The organism is Stenotrophomonas sp. LMG 10879, assembly GCF_002750935.1.
GTDB classification, from domain to species: domain Bacteria; phylum Pseudomonadota; class Gammaproteobacteria; order Xanthomonadales; family Xanthomonadaceae; genus Stenotrophomonas; species Stenotrophomonas lactitubi_B.
Genome location: NZ_PEJT01000003.1, coordinates 78,845 through 97,372, shown reverse-complemented (window position 1 = coordinate 97,372; position 18,528 = coordinate 78,845). Strand labels below are relative to the sequence as shown.

At 66.8% G+C, this 18,528-nt stretch carries 17 protein-coding genes; 7 read left to right on the top strand and 10 right to left on the bottom strand.

Going from position 1 to position 18,528, the window contains the following annotated elements:
• The 3 genes from folC to CR919_RS05410 all read right to left on the bottom strand — a co-directional run bounded on the left by folC (position 1) and on the right by CR919_RS05410 (position 4,361).
• Positions 1-1,272 carry a bifunctional tetrahydrofolate synthase/dihydrofolate synthase gene (folC, locus tag CR919_RS05420; RefSeq protein WP_099819156.1) on the bottom strand — a complete coding sequence of 424 codons (1,272 nt, stop codon included), beginning with the start codon at positions 1,270-1,272 and terminating at the stop codon, positions 1-3.
• Between the two features lie 42 nt (positions 1,273-1,314).
• Positions 1,315-1,959 carry a histidine phosphatase family protein gene (locus CR919_RS05415; protein WP_099819155.1) on the bottom strand — a complete coding sequence of 215 codons (645 nt, stop codon included), beginning with the start codon at positions 1,957-1,959 and terminating at the stop codon, positions 1,315-1,317.
• A gap of 239 nt (positions 1,960-2,198) precedes the next feature.
• Positions 2,199-4,361 (bottom strand): S46 family peptidase, encoded by a 2,163-nt coding sequence (locus CR919_RS05410; RefSeq protein WP_099819154.1) that lies wholly within the window; start codon positions 4,359-4,361, stop codon positions 2,199-2,201.
• 242 nt (positions 4,362-4,603) lie between these two features.
• Here CR919_RS05410 and tdh point away from each other — a divergent pair, with 242 nt between their 5' ends.
• Positions 4,604-5,626: an L-threonine 3-dehydrogenase gene (tdh, locus tag CR919_RS05405; RefSeq protein ID WP_099819385.1), complete on the top strand. Its 1,023-nt coding sequence runs from the start codon at positions 4,604-4,606 to the stop codon at positions 5,624-5,626.
• 124 nt (positions 5,627-5,750) lie between these two features.
• Here tdh and CR919_RS05400 read toward each other — a convergent pair whose 3' ends face one another.
• Entirely contained in the window at positions 5,751-6,443 is a 693-nt protein-coding gene (locus CR919_RS05400) for a TorF family putative porin (RefSeq protein WP_089239045.1), read from the bottom strand.
• Positions 6,444-6,653: 210 nt separating this feature from the next.
• Here CR919_RS05400 and kbl point away from each other — a divergent pair, with 210 nt between their 5' ends.
• Positions 6,654-7,859 (top strand): glycine C-acetyltransferase, encoded by a 1,206-nt coding sequence (gene kbl / locus CR919_RS05395; protein ID WP_099819153.1) that lies wholly within the window; start codon positions 6,654-6,656, stop codon positions 7,857-7,859.
• An 89-nt stretch (positions 7,860-7,948) separates the two neighbouring features.
• On the opposite strand, the gene CR919_RS05390 is transcribed toward kbl, so the two are convergent.
• From CR919_RS05390 to CR919_RS05375, 4 genes are all read right to left on the bottom strand, one after another.
• Entirely contained in the window at positions 7,949-8,287 is a 339-nt protein-coding gene (locus tag CR919_RS05390) for a hypothetical protein (RefSeq protein WP_025878095.1), read from the bottom strand.
• Positions 8,288-8,372: 85 nt separating this feature from the next.
• A complete protein-coding gene (locus CR919_RS05385) occupies positions 8,373-9,182 on the bottom strand; it encodes a pseudouridine synthase (RefSeq protein ID WP_181393101.1) in 810 nt (269 codons plus the stop codon).
• A 20-nt stretch (positions 9,183-9,202) separates the two neighbouring features.
• The gene (locus CR919_RS05380) at positions 9,203-9,709 is read right to left on the bottom strand and encodes a hypothetical protein (protein WP_049467667.1); all 507 of its coding nucleotides are present in this window, start codon (positions 9,707-9,709) and stop codon (positions 9,203-9,205) included.
• Between the two features lie 217 nt (positions 9,710-9,926).
• Positions 9,927-11,018 carry an OmpA family protein gene (locus CR919_RS05375; RefSeq protein ID WP_099819151.1) on the bottom strand — a complete coding sequence of 364 codons (1,092 nt, stop codon included), beginning with the start codon at positions 11,016-11,018 and terminating at the stop codon, positions 9,927-9,929.
• A 359-nt stretch (positions 11,019-11,377) separates the two neighbouring features.
• Here CR919_RS05375 and CR919_RS05370 point away from each other — a divergent pair, with 359 nt between their 5' ends.
• The 5 genes from CR919_RS05370 (at position 11,378) to CR919_RS05350 (ending at position 16,730) form a co-directional block, all read left to right on the top strand.
• On the top strand, positions 11,378-12,397 hold the full coding sequence (locus CR919_RS05370) for a zinc-binding alcohol dehydrogenase family protein (protein ID WP_099819150.1): 1,020 nt from the start codon (positions 11,378-11,380) through the stop codon (positions 12,395-12,397).
• Positions 12,398-12,502: 105 nt separating this feature from the next.
• A complete protein-coding gene (locus tag CR919_RS05365; protein ID WP_089239033.1) occupies positions 12,503-13,144 on the top strand; it encodes a hypothetical protein in 642 nt (213 codons plus the stop codon).
• 100 nt (positions 13,145-13,244) lie between these two features.
• Positions 13,245-15,275 carry an NADPH-dependent 2,4-dienoyl-CoA reductase gene (locus CR919_RS05360; protein WP_099819149.1) on the top strand — a complete coding sequence of 677 codons (2,031 nt, stop codon included), beginning with the start codon at positions 13,245-13,247 and terminating at the stop codon, positions 15,273-15,275.
• Between the two features lie 298 nt (positions 15,276-15,573).
• The gene (locus tag CR919_RS05355) at positions 15,574-16,032 is read left to right on the top strand and encodes a cell wall hydrolase (protein ID WP_025878087.1); all 459 of its coding nucleotides are present in this window, start codon (positions 15,574-15,576) and stop codon (positions 16,030-16,032) included.
• Positions 16,033-16,118: 86 nt separating this feature from the next.
• Positions 16,119-16,730 carry a glutathione S-transferase N-terminal domain-containing protein gene (locus CR919_RS05350; RefSeq protein ID WP_099819148.1) on the top strand — a complete coding sequence of 204 codons (612 nt, stop codon included), beginning with the start codon at positions 16,119-16,121 and terminating at the stop codon, positions 16,728-16,730.
• Positions 16,731-16,849: 119 nt separating this feature from the next.
• On the opposite strand, the gene CR919_RS05345 is transcribed toward CR919_RS05350, so the two are convergent.
• Together CR919_RS05345 and CR919_RS05340 are read right to left on the bottom strand one after the other, a co-directional pair.
• Positions 16,850-17,893: a suppressor of fused domain protein gene (locus CR919_RS05345; protein ID WP_099819147.1), complete on the bottom strand. Its 1,044-nt coding sequence runs from the start codon at positions 17,891-17,893 to the stop codon at positions 16,850-16,852.
• Between the two features lie 46 nt (positions 17,894-17,939).
• A complete protein-coding gene (locus CR919_RS05340; RefSeq protein WP_099819146.1) occupies positions 17,940-18,443 on the bottom strand; it encodes a hypothetical protein in 504 nt (167 codons plus the stop codon).
• Positions 18,444-18,528 lie beyond the last annotated feature (85 nt).

The following is an 18,528-nucleotide window of genomic DNA, read 5'->3' as shown; positions in this document are numbered from 1 at the left end:
TCAGGCGTGGGCCTGCAGCCATTGCAGTGCAGCGGCGGCGGTATGGAAGGAACCGAACACCAATACCCGGTCGCCGCGCTCGGCACGGGCCAGCACCTTCGCCAGCGCCTGTTCGACCGTGTCGGCCAATGCCGCAGCGGCCGCAGCGGTATCGGCCAGGCGCGCCTGCAGCTGCGCCGCGCTCTGCCCACGCGGGCCATCCAGGCCGGCCAGGGTCCAGTCGCCCACTACCTCCTGCAGGGCCTGCACCACGCCCACGGCGTCCTTGTCCTGCAGCGCGGCGTACACCGCCAGGGTGCGCCCGGGGGTCGCCTCGGCCTTCAGCGCGCGCGCCAGCTGGCCGGCCGCCTGCGGGTTGTGGCCGACATCGACGCGGACCTGCACGCCATCGCGCTCGAACGCCTGCAGGCGCCCGGCGATGCGCGCTGCGGCCACGCCTGCGGCCCATGCCGCGCGCGGCACCGGCTTGTCCAGCGCACGCAGCGCCGCGATCGCCGCGCCGGCGTTGGCCAGCTGGATCGGCCCGGCCAGCGCCGGGGTCGGCAGCTCCAGCCGGGTGCCGACATCGCGCCAGCGCCAACGCTGCGCGTCGATCGGTTCGTAGAAATAGTCGCTGCCACCGCGGATCGCATTGGCACCTACCAGATAGGCGCGCGCCAGCACGCTCGACGGCGGATCGGTCTCGCCCAGGATCACCGGCTTCCAGCCGCGGATGATGCCGGCCTTCTCGGCACCAATGGCCTCGCGGTCCTCGCCCAGCCATTCGGCGTGATCGATGTCCACGGTGGTGATCACCGACACATCGGCGTCGACGATGTTGACCGCATCCAGACGGCCGCCAAGGCCGACTTCCAGCACGGCCAGATCAAGATCGGCGTCGGCGAACAACTGCAGCGCGGCCAGCGTTCCGTACTCGAAATAGGTCAGCGTCACATCACCGCGCGCGGCCTCGACCGCGTTGAACGCAGCGACCAGTGCGGCGTCATCGGCATCCTGGCCATCGATGCGTACGCGCTCGTTGTAGCGCAGCAGGTGCGGCGAGGTGTACGCACCGACCTTCCAGCCGGCAGCGCGCGCGATGGCTTCGATGAAGGCAACGGTGGACCCCTTGCCGTTGGTACCACCGACCACGATGGTGTGCCTGGCCGGCGTGCCCAGGCCCATCGCGGTGGCCACGGTGCGCACGCGCTCCAGCCCCATGTCGATGCTGGCCGGGTGCTGGCGTTCAATGTAATCCAGCCATTCGGCCAGAGTGGTCGGGGTGTTCTTCACGGCAAGGCTTCCAACAGGTACAGGTGGTTCAGGACAGGAAATTCAGAGTGCGCGGTGCTTGGCTTCACCGAAGAACGGCGTGTGGTGGGCGCAGTCGTTCAGGCGCACCACTTCCAGGCTGTCCAGATCGGTACCTTCAAGCAGGTTGAGGGTGGTCGGTGCCTGACGGAAGGTCCAGAGGCGGGAAATCGGCAGGCCCAGCACCTTGCACAGGATCACCCGGTTGACCGCGTCGTGGGCGACCACCAGCAGCGTGTCGTGTTCGCCAAGGCCTTCCACGGCACGGGCCAGGCCGCGCCAGCTGCGCTCCAGCACCAGGCGCAGCGACTCACCGCCGGGCATCAGCACGGTGTCCGGCTCATTGCGCCAGGCCTGCAGGCGCGACGGATCTTTTTCGTTGATTTCGCTGGCCAGCAGACCTTCCCACTCGCCGTGGGCGATCTCCTGCAGTTCCGGCTCGGTCAGCAGCATGTCGGCGCGTGCGGCGCCAAGGGCCAGCTGCGCGGTGCGCTGGGCGCGCGACAGCGGCGAGGCCACCGCACGGGTGATGTCCACCGACGCCAGGCGGGCGCCAAGCGCCTGCGCCTGGGCCTCACCGATGGGCGAAAGCGGGATGTCGATCTGGCCTTGGTAGCGGCCTTCGGCGTTCCACGGCGTTTCGCCGTGACGGGCAAGCAGGATGCGCATGCGAACAAGGGGTCCTTGGGGGAGGAGTTCCGGCGTATTGTTCACATCCCGTGAAGTACGCCGAACAGGGATCATACCTGTTCGGCAGACCGGGCCGGACGGGGCATGAAAAAACCCCGCGACTGGCGTCGCGGGGTTTCAGGTTTCCTACGGATTCCGCCGGGCATGGCCCGGCGCTACCGGAGGCGGCCAGTAGATCCACGCCATGCGTGGATAGACCGCCAGCGACCGCAGACGGATCATTTGGCCAGATTCAGTTCCTTCAGCAGCTGCGGTGCCGGCGCCACTTCCTGCATGATCCACTGCATGTAGCGGCTGTCGACGGCGATCATGCGGGTCATCACCGGGTCGAACACCCAGTTGGAGCTGACCGATTCCCAGTTGCCGTCGAAGGCCAGGCCGACCAGCTTGCCGTTGGCATCGAGCACCGGCGAACCGGAGTTGCCGCCGGTGATGTCCAGGTTGGACAGGAAGTTCACCGGCACCGAACCAATGCGCTTGTCTTCCAGGCCGCCATAACGCTTGGCCTTGACCGCATCCAGCAGCGCCTTCGGCGAGTCGAACGGATCTTCACCGGTTTCCTTCGCCGCCACGCCTTCCAGGGTGGTGAACGGGGTGTACTTCACGCCGTCCTTGCCATAGCCCATGACGTTGCCGAAGGTGATGCGCAGCGACAGGTTGGCGTCCGGGTAGACGAACTCACCCTGGCTCTTCTTGTAGTCGGCCACGGCCTGCAGGTACAGCGGACGCGCGGTCAGCGATTCGCCTTCGCGGATCTTCTTCTGCTCTTCCTGCTTCAGCAGCGCCGGCATGACCGCCACCGCGTACTGGATGGCCGGATCGGTGCTGGCTTCAAACGCCGCGCGATCGGCCTTGAACCACTTCAGGCGGTTGTCCAGGCTGCCCAGCTCGGTGCCGCCGAGCTTGGTCACCAGCGACTTCACCGCAGTGGCATCGCTGCCGGCCAGCCACGTGTTCAGCACTTCGTTGTCGCGCTGCGCGGCCGGCAGGGCCACGTACTGGTCCAGCCAGTAGGTCTGCAGCTGCTGGTCCATCTTCGCCACGTAGCGGCGATCCATCTGCTTCAGGCTGCCTTCGATGGTGGTCAGGTCACGGTCCTGGTAACCCGCTTCGCGCTCGGCGTCGGGCTTGCTGCGCTCGATCGACAGGCGGTACAGGGTGATTGCCGCGCCAACGGCCGAGGTGTTGTTGAACTGGCCAACGAACAGGTCGCGCTCGCGCGTCGACTTGCTGGTATCCAGGTGCTGCAGCAGCTGCGCGTGCGCAGCCAGCGCCGGCTTGCCCGCAGCGCCCTGCTTCTTCAGCCACGCCAGCACCGCCGCTTCTTCAGCCTGCTTCTGGCCGGCGGCGTCGATGCGCTTGAAGCCTTCCAGCTGGCCCAGGTAGTTCTTGGCCACGTTGTTCATGCTGGCGGCGGTGGCGGCGTACTTCACCTTGACGTCGGCGTCGGCCTTGCCGGCGTCGGCGATCATCTTCAGCACCGCGTTGTAGTGCTTGGCGATGGTCGGGTAGGTGAAGCTGGCGGTTTCATTGAACTCGCCGGCCAGCGCATAGCGGTTGGTGCGGCCCGGGTAGCCGGCCACCATCACGAAGTCGTCGGCGCCCAGCGGCGTATCGGCGAACTTCAGGAAGTGCTTGGGCTGGTACGGCACGTTGTCGGCCGAGAACGCCGCTGGCTTGCCGTCCTTGCCGACGTAGGCACGGTAGAACGAGAAGTCACCGGTGTGGCGCGGCCACATCCAGTTGTCGACGTCGCCGCCGAACTTGCCGACGCTGCCCGGAGGTGCATAGACCAGACGCACGTCCTTGATTTCCAGGTTGCGGAACAGGCGGTAGGTGTTGCCGCCGGAGAACGAGTACAGGCGGCAGCGGAAGCCGGCATCGGCTTCACAGGCGGCGACCTGGGCCTTGTCGAAGGCATCCAGCGCGCGGCTGCGGGCCAGCGGGTCCTTGCCGGCGCCGGCGATGGCCGCCTTGGCCTGGGCGGTGACGTCGGTGATCTGGTCGAGCACGAACACGCGGGCGTTCGGGCCGGCACTCAGTTCATCGCTGAGCTTGGGCGCGTTGAAGCCATCCTTGATCAGGTTCTTCTGCGCGGTCGAATTCAGCTGGATCGCACCGTAGGCACAGTGGTGGTTGGTGACCACCAGGCCCTGCGGGGAGACGAAGCTGGCGGTGCAGCCGCCCAGCGCGACCACCGCGCCCATCGGGTCGCCGGTCAGGTTGGCCAGCTGTTCCGGGGACAGCTTCAAGCCGGCCTTCTGCAGCGGGCCGGCGATTTCCGGCAGCTGCTGCGGCACCCACATGCCTTCAGCGGCATGGGCGACCTGGACCAGCCCAAGGCTGGCGACGACGGAGAATGCAAGCAGGTTCGAGCGCATGGAGCGGCCCCTGGTAGTGGAACCCTCGATTGTAGCCCGCCACCCTGCCCCGCCCCGAACCCCGGAAGTCATGGGCCGGACGCCCCGATGCCCGGCGAGCGCAGCGGCAACGTTCGAAACGCCCGCCTGCGCGCAGCTTTCGTTCCACCAATGCACCCGCAGCGCAACATGGGAAATCCGCGTGGCGCCCTATAATCCGCGCTTTCCCCCTGATGAGTTCCACCCCGATGGCGCAGCAAACGATGAAGGCCCTGGTCAAGCGCGAAGCGGCCAAGGGCATCTGGATGGAAGAGGTTCCGGTGCCGACCCCGGGCCCCAACCAGGTCCTGATCAAGCTGGAAAAGACCGCGATCTGCGGCACCGACCTGCACATCTACCTGTGGGACGAGTGGAGCCAGCGCACGATCAAGCCGGGCCTGACCATCGGCCATGAGTTCGTCGGCCGCATCGCCGAGATCGGCCCGGGCGTGACCGGCTACGAGATCGGCCAGCGCGTGTCGGCCGAAGGCCACATCGTCTGCGGCCACTGCCGCAACTGCCGCGGCGGTCGTCAGCACCTGTGCCCGAACACCGTCGGCATCGGTGTCAACGTCAACGGCGCGTTCGCCGAATACATGGTGATGCCGGCCAGCAACCTGTGGCCGATCCCCGACCAGATCCCGTCCGAACTGGCCGCCTTCTTCGACCCGTACGGCAATGCCGCGCACTGCGCGCTGGAATTCAACGTCATCGGTGAAGACGTGCTGATCACCGGCGCCGGCCCGATCGGCATCATCGCGGCGGGCATCTGCAAGCACATCGGTGCGCGCAACGTGGTGGTGACCGACGTCAACGACTTCCGCCTCAAGCTGGCCGCCGACATGGGCGCCACGCGAGTGGTCAACGTTGCCAACACGTCGCTGAAGGACGTGATGAAGGAACTGCACATGGAGGGCTTCGACGTGGGCCTGGAAATGAGCGGCAATCCGCGCGCGTTCAACGACATGCTCGACTGCATGTACCACGGCGGCAAGATCGCCATGCTCGGCATCATGCCCAAGGGCGCCGGCTGCGACTGGGACAAGATCATCTTCAAGGGCCTGACCGTGCAGGGCATCTACGGCCGCAAGATGTACGAGACCTGGTACAAGATGACGCAGCTGGTGCTGTCCGGTTTCCCGCTCGGCAAGGTGATGACCCACCAGCTGCCGATCGACGACTTCCAGAAGGGCTTCGACCTGATGGAAGAAGGCAAGGCCGGCAAGGTGGTATTGAGCTGGAATTGACCCGGTCCACGGTGTAGCGCCGGGCCATGCCCGGCGTCGCTGGAATTGAAAAAGGCGCCCAATGGGCGCCTTTCTCGTTGGTGTTGCCAGCCAGCGGCCGGCACTATCGGTAACGCCTGCGGCGTTACTTTCCGACGGCGACGCTCAGCATCACCCGGCTGTGCGCCAGCTTGCCGGAGTTGTCGCGGCCGTTGCCGTCGGTGCCGTAGTAGCCCAGGCCAACGTTGAACAGGCCGAACTGGCGGGCAACGCCGACGTTCCAGTCGGTGTAGTCCTTGGCGATGCCGTCCTCGAAGGTGCTGCGGCCGACGTTGGCGTTGAGCGTGAACTCCTTCGGCAGGCCCCAGCTGCCACCCAGGCCGAAGTACCAGCCATCGGTGCTGCTGTTCCACACGTCGTTGCTGTAGGCCACCGTCAGCTTGTAGGTGTCGTCCAGCGTGGTGGTGGTGATCAGCTCGTTGTAGTTCTGGTGGCTGGACTTGAGGTAGGTATAACGGTTCAACAGCACGTCGAAGTTGACGCGCTCGGTCACGTCCACGCCGTAGCCGATCAGGTAGTCGACCTCGGTCTTCGGATCGCCTGCGCCGAAGTCGACGCCCGAGCCCCAGACGCCGGCATACAGGCCGACCGGGCTGGTGTAGGTGAAGCCGGCCTGCAGGGTCGGATCCTCATCGGTCTGCGACACACCACGGAACAGGTAGTCCGAGACGGCGGTGACGTTCCAGCTGTACGGAGATTCGTTGTCCTGGGCGCTGGCGGCGAACGGCGCGAGGGTCAGGGCGGCGGCAATGGCGAGGCAGGCACGGGCGTGCTTCATGGGCGTCTCCGGTGGGGTCGGTGGCGTGGAAGGCGGGATCTGCAGCGGGCGCAGCGACCGGAGCCAGACAGGCCCGGTTCACGAATTTTTAACCCGTTTGCTATTGCGATGCAACATGTGCCGGCCATGGCGGTGCCCCAACCGGCCCGGTCCGCAGCCGTCGATGCCCGGTAGAATCAGTGGTTTCCCGTGCTGAGCCGTGCCCACGCCATGACCGACTCCTCCGCCCTGACCCGCCACTATGCTGAGGAACTGGACGCCATCCGCGCCCAGGGCCTGTTCAAGTCCGAGCGCATCATCACCAGCCCGCAGTCCGCCGAGATCACCCTCGAAGACGGCCGCACGGTGCTGAATTTCTGCGCCAACAACTACCTTGGCCTGGCCGACCATCCGGAGCTGATCCAGGCCGCGAAGGACGCGCTGGACAGCCATGGTTTCGGCATGGCCTCGGTGCGCTTCATCTGCGGCACCCAGGACCTGCACAAGCAGCTGGAAGCACAGATCGCCGGCTTCTTCGGCAAGCAGGACACCATCCTGTACGCGGCGTGCTTCGACGCCAACGGCGGCCTGTTCGAGCCGCTGCTCGGCGAGAACGACGCGATCATCTCCGATGCGCTGAACCATGCTTCGATCATCGACGGTGTGCGCCTGTGCAAGGCCAAGCGCTTCCGCTACGCCAACTGCGACATGGCCGACCTGGAAGCGCAGCTGCAGGCCGCCGATGCGGCTGGCTGCAAGACCAAGCTGATCACCACCGACGGCGTGTTCTCGATGGACGGTTTCATCGCGCCGCTGGACGAGATCACCGCACTGGCGAAGAAGTACAACGCGCTGGTGCACATCGACGAATGCCATGCCACCGGCTTCCTCGGCGCGACGGGCCGCGGCTCGGCCGAGGTCAAGGGCGTGCTGGAGAAGATCGACATCATCACCGGCACCCTGGGCAAGGCCATGGGCGGCGCACTGGGTGGCTTCACCTGCGCCAGCGCGGAAGTGATCGAGCTGCTGCGCCAGCGCTCGCGCCCGTACCTGTTCTCCAACTCGCTGCCGCCGCACGTGGTTGCCGCCGGCATCAAGGCGTTCGAGATGCTGGCCGCAGCCGATGACCTGCGCAGCACCCTGGCCGAGAACACCACCTACTTCCGCGAGAAGATGACCGCTGCCGGCTTCGACGTGAAGCCCGGCGTGCACCCGATCAGCCCGGTGATGCTGTACGACGCACCGCTGGCGCAGAAGTTCGCCGAGCGCCTGCTCGAAGAAGGCATCTACGCGATCGGCTTCTTCTTCCCGGTGGTACCCAAGGGCCAGGCGCGCATCCGCACCCAGATCAGCGCCGCGCACAGCCGTGAGCATCTGGACCGCGCGATCGATGCGTTCACCCGCATCGGCGTCGAGCTGGGCGTGATCAAGGGCTGATCACCGGCGGGGTCGGATCCCTTTCCTGCGGAAAGGGCTCTGACCCTTCAGGCCAAAGCGTGCCGACCAAGGTCGGCATCTACCCGGCGCTATTTCTTCTTTTTCTTCTTGTCCTTGGGCTCGTCCTTGCTGGCAACCACCACCGGCTTGGCAGCAGCATCCTGCCCATTGCCCTTGGCCACGCGGATGCCATTGGCCTTCATCCAGGCATCGAACTGGTCGGCGGTCATCTTCTGGTCGCCGTTGCTCATCATGAAGCGATAGCTGCCGCGGCCATCCAGTTCCGGGGTCTTCACTTCAACCACCGGGGTCTCGGCCGGGCGATCGGCCTTGGCCGTCTTCTTGTGGCCGCCACACGCGGTCAACAGCACGATCGGCAACAACAGGCTGGCGCAGCGCAGGGTTTGCTTGAGGGTCGGGTGATACATGGGCAGGCTCCGTTCTGGACATTCGACTACCAGGCGCCCCCTACGCCTGGAACGGTGGCCGGCAACTGCCGGCCGTGGGCATCACTCAGCCCGGTGCAGCGGCCCCCAGCCGCTGCTGGTCGCTGACCTCCAGCGCCCGCCACTGGCCCTTGCCGAGATCGCCGAGCGTGAGCTCTCCGATCGCAACCCGGACCAGGCGCAGCACCTGCAGGTCGAAGGCCGCCAGCAGGCGACGGATATGGCGGTTGCGACCCTCGTCGAGGACCACCTCCAACCAGGCGGTCTTGTCGCCGCTGCGCAGCACGCGCACGGCCAGGGCGAGGAGGAATTCCCCCTCGTCTTCGACACCGGCGCGCAGCGCGGCCAGGGTGTCGTCATCGGGCAGGCGATCGACCTGCACGTGGTAGGTCTTCTGCGGGCCGGTCTCCGGATCGGTCAGACGCGCGGCCCACTGCGGATCGTTGCTGAACAGCAACAGGCCTTCACTGGCCTTGTCCAGGCGACCGACCGGCGCGATCCACGGCAGGCCGGCGCCATCGAAGCAGCGGTACACGGTGTCGCGGCCACGCTCGTCCTGCACGGTGGTGACCACCCCGCGCGGCTTGTTGAGCATCAGGTACAGGCGTTGTGGTGCGCCCATCGGCTGGCCGTCGACCTCGATCGGCGGCGCCGGGCTGGCAATCGGGAATTCCGGATCACGGACGATGCGCCCGGCGACACGAACGCGGCCATCGGCGATCCAGCGCGCGGCCTCGCTGCGCGAGCACACGCCGGCCTTGGACAGCACGCGCGCCAGGCCATGGCGCACACCAGCGGAAACCGCAGCAGGATTCGCACGCCCACGCGCAGCGTGGGAGCGGGCAGCGGGGGCAGCAGGTGGGCGGCGCGTGCGCAAGCCTCTGCTCCCCGCCGCGCTTACTTCTTGTCGACCGGCTTGGTCTCAGCCGGTACTTCGGCTGCGGCCGGGGTGGCTGCCGGAACCGGACGCGCCTTGACCACACGCACGCCGCGCGCCTTCATCCAGGCGTCGAACTCTTCGGCGGTCATGCGCTTGCCGTTCTGGCTCATGTCGAAGCGCCACGGCGTGTTGTCGAACTCGGTCTGCGGCTTGTACGCGGCCGGATCATTCGGCTTCACCGCCGGCGCACTCGGAATCGCCTTGGCGATGTTCTGGCAGCCATCGATGCGCAACCGCTGCAGCACCTGGTCCAGCGACTGGGACGGATCGTAGCTGCTGCCCAGCACGCCGCTGGCCATGCCCAGCTGGCTGCTGCGGATGTACAGCTCGTCGGCCACCGGGGCGACGGCCGTGGCCGGCAACGGCAGCGGCGAAGCGCTGGTGTTGACCGAGCAATCGACCGCAGCGTGAGCAGCAGGAACCAGGGCCAGCGCCAGAACGGCAGCCGATGCAGAGCGCAGCATGAGGGCATCCACGAAAGGAAGTGACGCGGCGAGTTTAGCAATGCCGCGTCATCTTTCAAGCGCCACTTTCAATGAATACGGCAACTCATTGGTTTCATGGGCAAATCGCCGACGAACGGTCGCCACTGAAACGCTGATTCATCATTCCGGGCCGCACAAACAACAAGACCCGGCCGAAGCCGGGTCCTGCTGTGTCTTACTGGCAGAGCGTCAGAACTTAGTTCTGGACGTTCAGCTCGGTACGACGGTTCTTGGCGCGACCTTCCGGATTGTCCGAACCATCCGGGTTGGTGTTCGGCGCAATCGGACGGCTCTCGCCGTAGCCGATCGGACCGGCCAGACGGCCAGCGTCGACGCCGTTCTTGGTCAGGTAGTTGTACACCGCGGTGGCGCGGCGCTCCGACAGCTTCTGGTTGTAAGCGTCGGTACCCTTCGAGTCGGTGTGACCGGCGACTTCAACGCGCAGATCCGGGTAACGCTTCAGGATCTCGGTGGCTTCGCTCAGGATGGCCACAGCGTCCGGACGCAGGTTCGACTTGTCGAAGTCGAAGTTCACGCCCTTCAGGTCGATCGAGACCGGCACCGGGCAACCGTCCGGACCGATGGTCTGACCCGGCTGCGAGTTCGGGCACTTGTCGTCGCAGTTGTTGACGCCGTCACCGTCGTCATCCAGGTCGGCGCAGCTCGGGGCAACCGGAGCCGGAGCCGGAGCAGCAGCCACCGGGGCCGGGCCCAGCGGGATCACGACGCCGACCGAAGCCAGCACGTCGCCGAACCAGCTTTCGTCGCGCGCGGCGATGCTCTGGTCGTCGAAGTCAGCGCGGTAGGCCACTTCGGCGCGGACAGCAACGCGCTTGTCGAAGGTGGTCTGCAGGCCGACGCCCAGCTTGGCAGCCAGGTTGCCGTCCTTGCGCTCACGCGGACCATTGTTGTTCAGAGCCGGATACTCTTCTTCCGACTTCTGGTAGCCCAGGCCGCCCACGATGTAGGGGTTCCAGCCGCGGCCTTCCTTGATGAAGTGGCGACGCAGATCGAACGACACGCCGTACTGCGACCAGTTCTGATCCTGGTTGGCGTCGAAGTTCGGGTTCTGATAGTTCAGCTCACCATCCAGCGACCAGTTCGGGCTGATGAACTTGCCCAGACCCAGGGTCACGAACGGAGCGTCGTTGGTCAGACGGTCGTTATCCTGGAAGTTGAAGCCGGCCGAACCGGTCAGGTACCAGCGGTCATCGAACTCCTGCGCCGACGCAGCCTGGGCGAAAGCCAGACCGCCCAGCAGCGCGGCAGTAAGGATCTTCTTGTTCATTGAGTACAGCTCCTATTTCGGGGGTATGAAACCGGTAGAGGCATGGGCCAGCACTACTGCGTCGATGTTCAGACAGCCGATTCAGCACGCCACCGCCGCGAACATTATGCTCAGGCGGGTGAAGGTCATGTTAACAGTCCCGTAACATGTGAAGCGTCGTGCACGACCGGCTACCGGCCCGACGTTGAAACCCTATACAGGATGATGAAAATCCGCAAGACCCACATACCACAAGGGTTTGGAAGGGTTTAAGGGCCAGATGCGACAGTTTTGGCTCTGCTTTATCGGAAAGCGGTTCAGCGCGCGCCCATCGAGGTGAGGAACCTTATGATGCAGACAGGAACCGAGCTGGAGCCGCAATGAAAGCCGTCGCCCTGTGCCGTGAATCCGCCCCTGCCCTGCGCGATCTGGTGCTGCCACCACCGCAGCCGCCGCGGGGCCGTGATCTTTTGATCCGAGTCGAAGCACTTTCCGTCAATCCCGTGGATGGCAAGCTGCGTGCAGGTACGTCAGCCGCGTCGCTGGACACTCCGCGCATTCTCGGCTGGGACGCCGCTGGCGTGGTCGAAGCCATGGGCGAGGAGGCCAGCCTGTTCGCCTCCGGTGACGAGGTCTACTACGCCGGAGATGTCACCCGCCCTGGCTGCAATGCGCAGTATCAGCTGGTGGATGAGCGACTGGTGGCGCGCAAACCGACCACCCTCGACTTCGCCGAAGCGGCCGCGCTGCCGCTGACCACCCTGACCGCCTGGGAACTGCTGTTCCAGCGCATGCCCCTGCAGCTTGATGACCGCCGCCACGCCGGCCAGCGCCTGTTGGTGATCGGTGGTGCCGGCGGCGTCGGCTCGATGGCGATCCAGCTGGCCCACCACGCAGGATTCGAGGTGATTGCCACCGCCTCGCGTGAAGCCTCGATCGACTGGTGCCGGCGGATGGGCGCCCAGCATGTCATCGACCATCGCCAGCCCCTGCTGCCGCAGCTGCAGGCGCTCGGCATCGACCACGTGCAGGTGGCACTGAACCTGGCCGATACCGATCACTACTGGGACGAACTGGGCGAGCTGCTGGCACCACAGGGACATGTCGGCCTGATCGTCGAACCGCGCGGCCCGCTGCGCATCGGCGATCCCTACAAAGCCAAGTGCATCGGCATCCATTGGGAATTCATGTTCGCCCGTGCGCGCTTTGCCACCGCCGACCGCATCGAGCAGCACCGCATCCTCAACCGCGCCGCCAGCATGATCGATGCAGGCCAGTTGCGCGGCACGCTGAGCGAAGTGCTGGGGCCGATCAATGCAGCCAACCTGGAAGCCGCCCACCAGCGCCTGGCCAGCGGCCGCACCATCGGCAAGCTGGCGCTGGCCGGCTGGGACGACTGATTCACGATCCCCAGCCTGTCGCGGTGGATTGGCCGACATCTGTATCTATTGAACAGCCCATTTCGGGGATAGGGTGGAAACAGATTCCCCTGCCCTGAGCCTGTCATGCCCACCGCCCTGCCCCTGCGCCTGCTGCAACTGATCATCGGCCTGTTCCTCTATGGCTTCGGCGCCTCGTTGATGATCCGCGCCGCGATCGGTGTCGCGCCGTGGGATGTGCTGTCGCAGGGCATTGCGGCACAGACCCCGTTGTCGTTCGGCCTGGCCACCAACGTGATCGGCGCGCTGGTACTGCTGCTGTGGTGGCCGCTGCGACAGAAGCCCGGCGTCGGCACCGTGCTCAACGTGATGCTGATCGGCCCCTCGGCCCAGTTCGGGCTGTGGCTGCTGCCCCCGGCCGTCGGCCTCGGCTGGCAGGTGGCGATGTTCTGCGCCGGCATGCTGCTGGTGGCGCTGGCCACCGGCCTGTACATCGGCGCGAAGCTGGGCCCCGGGCCGCGCGATGGCCTGATGACCGGCCTGCACGCGCGCACCGGCTGGCCGATCTGGAAGGTGCGGAGCCTGATTGAAGGCAGCGTGCTGCTGCTGGGCTGGTGGCTGGGTGGCAACGTCGGCGTCGGCACGCTCGCCTTCGCCCTGCTGATCGGGCCGCTGTGCGGGATCACCCTCGGCTGGTTCGGGATCGGCCGGCCGGCGGTCGGTAGCGCCGGGCCACGCCCGGCGAGCGCGCAGCGCGGCCACGGGTAGTCGCGTCGCCGGGCAGGGACCGGCGCTACCCATCTGCCAGCCCTTGCCCCCGGCGCCGTTTCGCGGCACCCTTCGCGCTTCCGTACGCAAGCGTATCGACATGTCGCCAGCCAACGAAAGCACCTACCCCCACCTGTTCGCCCCGCTGGACCTGGGCTTCACCCAGCTGCGCAACCGGGTGCTGATGGGCTCGATGCACACCGGCCTGGAAGACCGCGCACGCGACTTCCCGCGCCTGGCCGCCTACTTCGCCGAGCGTGCCGAAGGCGGTGTCGGCCTGATCGTCACCGGCGGCTTCGCACCGAACGTGGTGGGCTGGCTCAAGCCGTTCGGCGGCAAGCTGTCCTGGCCCTGGGAAGTGCGCCCGCATCGGCAGCTGACCGCCGCCGCGCACCAGCACGGCGCGAAGATCTGCCTGCAGCTGCTGCATGCCGGGCGCTATGCCTATCACCCGCTGTCGGTGGCGCCGTCGAAGCTGAAGGCGCCGATCAATCCGTTCACCCCGCGCGCCTTGTCGGCCAGTGGCGTCGAGCGGCACATCGCCGACTACGCACGCAGCGCGAAGCTGGCCCGCGAGGCCGGCTACGACGGCGTGGAAGTGATGGGCTCGGAGGGCTACCTCATCAACGAGTTCATCGCCCCGCGCACCAACAAGCGCAACGACCGCTGGGGCGGTGATGCCGCACAGCGCATGCGCTTCGCGGTGGAGATCGTGCGTCGCATCCGCGAAGCCTGCGGCCCGGATTTCATCATCATCTACCGCCTGTCGCTGGTCGACCTGGTTGAAGACGGCAGCAACTGGGAAGAGATCGTGCAGCAGGCCCAGGCCATCGAGGCCGCCGGTGCGACGATCCTCAATTCCGGCATCGGCTGGCATGAAGCGCGCATTCCGACCATTGCCACATCGGTACCGCGTGGCGCGTTCGCCGCAGTCACCGCCAAGCTCAAGCCACACGTGACGTTGCCGCTGGTGGCGACCAACCGCATCAACATGCCCGAGGTGGCCGAACGCATCCTCGCCGAGGGTGGGGCCGACATGGTGTCGCTGGCACGTCCGCTGCTGGCCGATCCGCAGTGGCCGAACAAGGCCCGCGCCGGCCGTGCCGAGGCCATCAATACGTGCATCGCCTGCAACCAGGCCTGCCTGGACCACGTGTTCGAGAACAAGCTGGCCAGTTGCCTGGTCAACCCGCGCGCCGCACACGAGACCGAGTTGGTCTATACCCCGACCACCGCACCGAAGCGGGTGGCCGTGGTCGGCGCAGGGCCGGCCGGTCTGGCCTGCGCCACGGTCGCTGCCGAACGCGGCCACCAGGTCACCCTGTTCGACGCCAGCGAGGAGATCGGTGGCCAGTTCAACGTGGCCAAGCGCATTCCCGGCAAGGAAGAATTCCACGAGACCCTGCGCTACTTCCGCCACAAGCTGGCCGAGACCGGCGTGCAGCTGCGCCTGGGCACCCGTGCCGACGCGGCCAGCCTGGCCGGTTTCGACGAGGTCGTGCTGGCCACCGGCATCGTGCCGCGCAAGGTCGACTTCCCCGGTGCCGACCACGCCAAGGTGGTCAACTACCTGGACGTGCTGCTGGGCCGGGTCGAGGTCGGTGCCAGCGCCGCCATCATCGGCGCCGGCGGCATCGGCTTCGATGTCGGCGAGTTCCTTGCCCACGACGGCCCTTCGCCGTCGCTGGACCCGCAGCGCTGGATGGCCGAATGGGGCGTGGATGCCAGCTTCGAGGCCCGCGGCGCACTGGCCCGACCCGCCGTGGAGGCATCGCCGCGCAGGCTGTGGCTGCTGCAGCGCAGCGCCGGCAAGCCCGGTGCGCGCTTGGGCAAGACCACCGGCTGGATCCACCGCGCCACGCTGAAGGCCAAGGGCGTGCGCATGCTGGGTGGTGTCGAGTACCTGGGAGTGGACGATGCAGGCCTGCGCATCCGCGTCGATGGCAGCGAACAACTGCTGCCGGTCGACCACGTGGTGATCTGTGCCGGGCAGGAACCGCAGCGCGCGCTGCAGGTCGAACTGCAGGCAGCCGGCATCGCCGCACAGCTGATCGGCGGCGCCGATGTGGCCGCCGAACTCGATGCAAAACGCGCCATCGATCAGGGCAGCCGGGTCGCCGCCGCGCTCTGATCAACACCTGAATGGGGGCCGGAATGTGATTTCCGTCACCGGCCCCAAGCTGAATGTCAAGCCGGACGATTCAGGATGCGTTCGGCAATGCCCCCCTACCTTGCGCCATCTTTCCGCTCACCAGCCAGTTTCCGGTGAGCCGGTGCGGACCCCGCCGATCGATCCACGATCGTGTTCTTGGGGCCGCCCACGGGGCAGCCCCGATGGCCGCCTCCCCATGACGCCAAGTCGTACCCCGCCTCCAGCAGCCTGCGCTGCCGGAACCGCCAGGTGCGTCCCACACGGAGCAAGGAGTTATATGAAACTGGCCTGGATTCTCTGGCTGTCGCAGTTGTTGCCGCAGCCGGCCGCTGATTCATTGTGTTTGAGCACCACCGTCTACCTGGAAGCCCGCGACCAGACCCTGCGTGGCCAGCAGGCCGTGGCCGAGGTCGCCCTGCGCCGCCTCGACAGCGGGCTCTGGGGCGACTCGATGTGCCAGGTGGTGACCGCGCGCAAGCAGTTCGCCCCCACCATCGTCTCCCCCGGCACCCAGCTGGGCAACGATGCCGCGTGGAGTGAAGCGATGGACGTCGCCTTCGACGCCGAGCGCAACTGGGCACTGCCGGCCGGCGAGCGCCGCGAGATCGTGCCCGGTGCCAGCCACTTCGCTGCGCTGGCCATTGCCAGCCCGAACTGGCGCAATGCCTACCAGGTGGCCACCATCGGCGATCACACCTTCTACAAGGTGCAGAACCTCAAGCCCCGGCAGTCGTAACGATCCGTTGCCGGCGGCGGCGTTGCCGCACGCCGGTGGGCTCTGGGATAGTGGTGGATTCCCGCCACACCCCGCCTGGAGTTCCCATGAAGCTGTACAGCAAGCCCGGTGCCTGTTCCACCGCCGACCACATCGCCCTGCAGTGGACCGGCCAGCCGTTCGAGGTCGAACTGCTGAACAAGGACACCCTGAAGGGTCCGGAATTCCTCAAGATCAATCCGGCCGGCGCCGTGCCGGCGCTCGTCGATGGCGACTTCGTGCTGCTGCAGAACGCGGCGATCATGGGCTACATCGCCGACAGCTACCCGCAGGCCGGTCTCGGCGGCGATGGCAGCCCGCGCCAGCGCGCTGAAGCCACCCGCTGGCTGGCCTTCGTCAACTCCGACGTGCACCCGGCGTTCTCGCCGCTGTTCTCGCCAGGCAAGTTCATCGCCGACGAAGGGCAGTACGACGCGATCCGCGCCGCTGCACACAAGCGCCTGCGCGCGCTGTTCGAGACCGCCGACAAGCAGCTGGCCGACAAGCCGTGGCTGGCAGGCTTCCGCAGCTTCGCCGATCCCTACTTCTACATCACCCTGCGCTGGGCGGCCGGCACCAAGGTCGACCTGTCGGGCCTGGACAACCTGGCCGCCTACAAGGCGCGCATGGACGCCGATGCGGGCGTGCAGGCAGCCCTGAAGGCCGAAGGCCTGGCCTGATGTAACCGGGGTCGGACCGGTTCGCATCGCGAACGGCTCCGACCCCAACGGTCCGGGAGGCGGGGTCGGATCCATCTGCGCAGCAGGCGGCTCTGACCCCATCGGCTCCATCGGCGCGATCAGCCGATTTCGCGGATCACTTCGCCCTTCGCATCGCGCAGGAACGTTGGCACCACCTCAACCTGCAACGTGCTCGACACCGTGTAGGTTCCGCGCTGCGGCCTCACCTGATGCCAGGCCTGCAACGCCGCGTCGTCCAGTGCCCAGCGCACGTTGTCGCCCTCGACCGTGGCGGCGCCATCGGTGGCAGGCATGAACTCCCATTGCCGTTCGCGGCTGACCAGCGTCAGTGCCTTGCCGTGGCGCAGGCGCAGTGGCAGCAGTTCACCCACGCTGCCGACCTGCCCTGCCCCCAGCACCAGCGTGGTGATGCCCGCCGTCTGCCGCCAGTCCAGCGTCTCGATGAACAACATGCCGGTACTGGATCCCTCACGCTCGCTGCCGGCCTGCACCCGCGCGGCCAGCGCCGGATCGTCCAGCAGGTTGCCGCGATGCAGGTCGGTGATCCACAGCGGCATCGCTTCCTCAAGCACCTGCAGCACGCCGCGCGTGGACCAGCGCTTGATCGCGTCCATTTCCCCGTCGGTCAGCCCGACCACCTGCAGGAACTGCAGCTGTCCATTGGCGGTCTCGCGCGCGGGCAGCTGCGGATCGGCGACGAACGCCAGATGGCAAAGACGGGTGTCGGTCTCCAGCGCGATCGGGCCGTTGGCGTTGAGGTGATGCCCATCCTCGAACACATTGCCGCTGCTGAACACATAGCGCGCCAGATTCTGCAGCAGGTTCATCGGCCACGCCGGCGGCGTGCTCTCCGCATGCTCGCCCTTGTCCGCAGCCAGGCGAAACGTCAGCTCAAAGCCGTAGCCACTGGTGGCCGCATCGCTGCTCTCTTTTGCATACAGTTCGGACAGACCGTAGGTGACGTAATGCCAATGCGGAACTGGTGCTTGCACCCAGTACACGCTGATGCCGTCGAGCGGATCCTGGCCACCCAGCGTGTACGGCAGCGCGGTACCGAAGTGACGCGGTTCCTGGCCGGCGTACAGCGGCGCCAGCGCGGCATTGATCGCATCCCAACCGGGGGTGTCGGTGTCCTCCTGCATGCGGGGCTCCTGGGCGGAAAAAGAGCGGACCACTTTACCCCGTGCGTCAGCCGGGCACGACCTCGGCGGTGACCGCTGCCAGCGACACCTGGACCTCCTGCCACCAGCGCTGGGCCAGCGCCGGGCTGCGCGCCTTGCCGATCGCGGTGATCATTTCCGGGCACAGCCGCTCCAGGGTGACTGCGTCGGTGCAGCGCTCGATCTTCAACTGCATGAAGTAGCCTTTCAGGCCGAGATGGCGGCGCACGGCATCGCTCATCGCGTCGTACAGGTGCTGGTACAGCGCCGGATCCTGCTCGCGGCCGCTGCAGAGTCCGCGCTGCGGGGCAGGCTCGGCCCTGCCGCCGACCACTTCGATCAGGCCGAGTGCGGCCAATTGCTCCAGCGCATCCTGCGGTGCGCGCAGTCCTTCGAACAACCCGCGCAGTTCGCTTTCATCGCGCTGACCGTCCACCATCAACAGGATCGAGCGCAGTGCCGCCGGCAGGCGCCGGGCACGGTCTTCGATCTCCTGGCGGCCAGCGGCCGTCTTGGCATGCAGCAGTGCCATAGCTCCCCCTTCCGTCGATGCGATACGCATGCGTGCCGTTGCGGGCACGCTCCCCGGGGCGAGCTTAGCGCACCGGTGGCGGCGA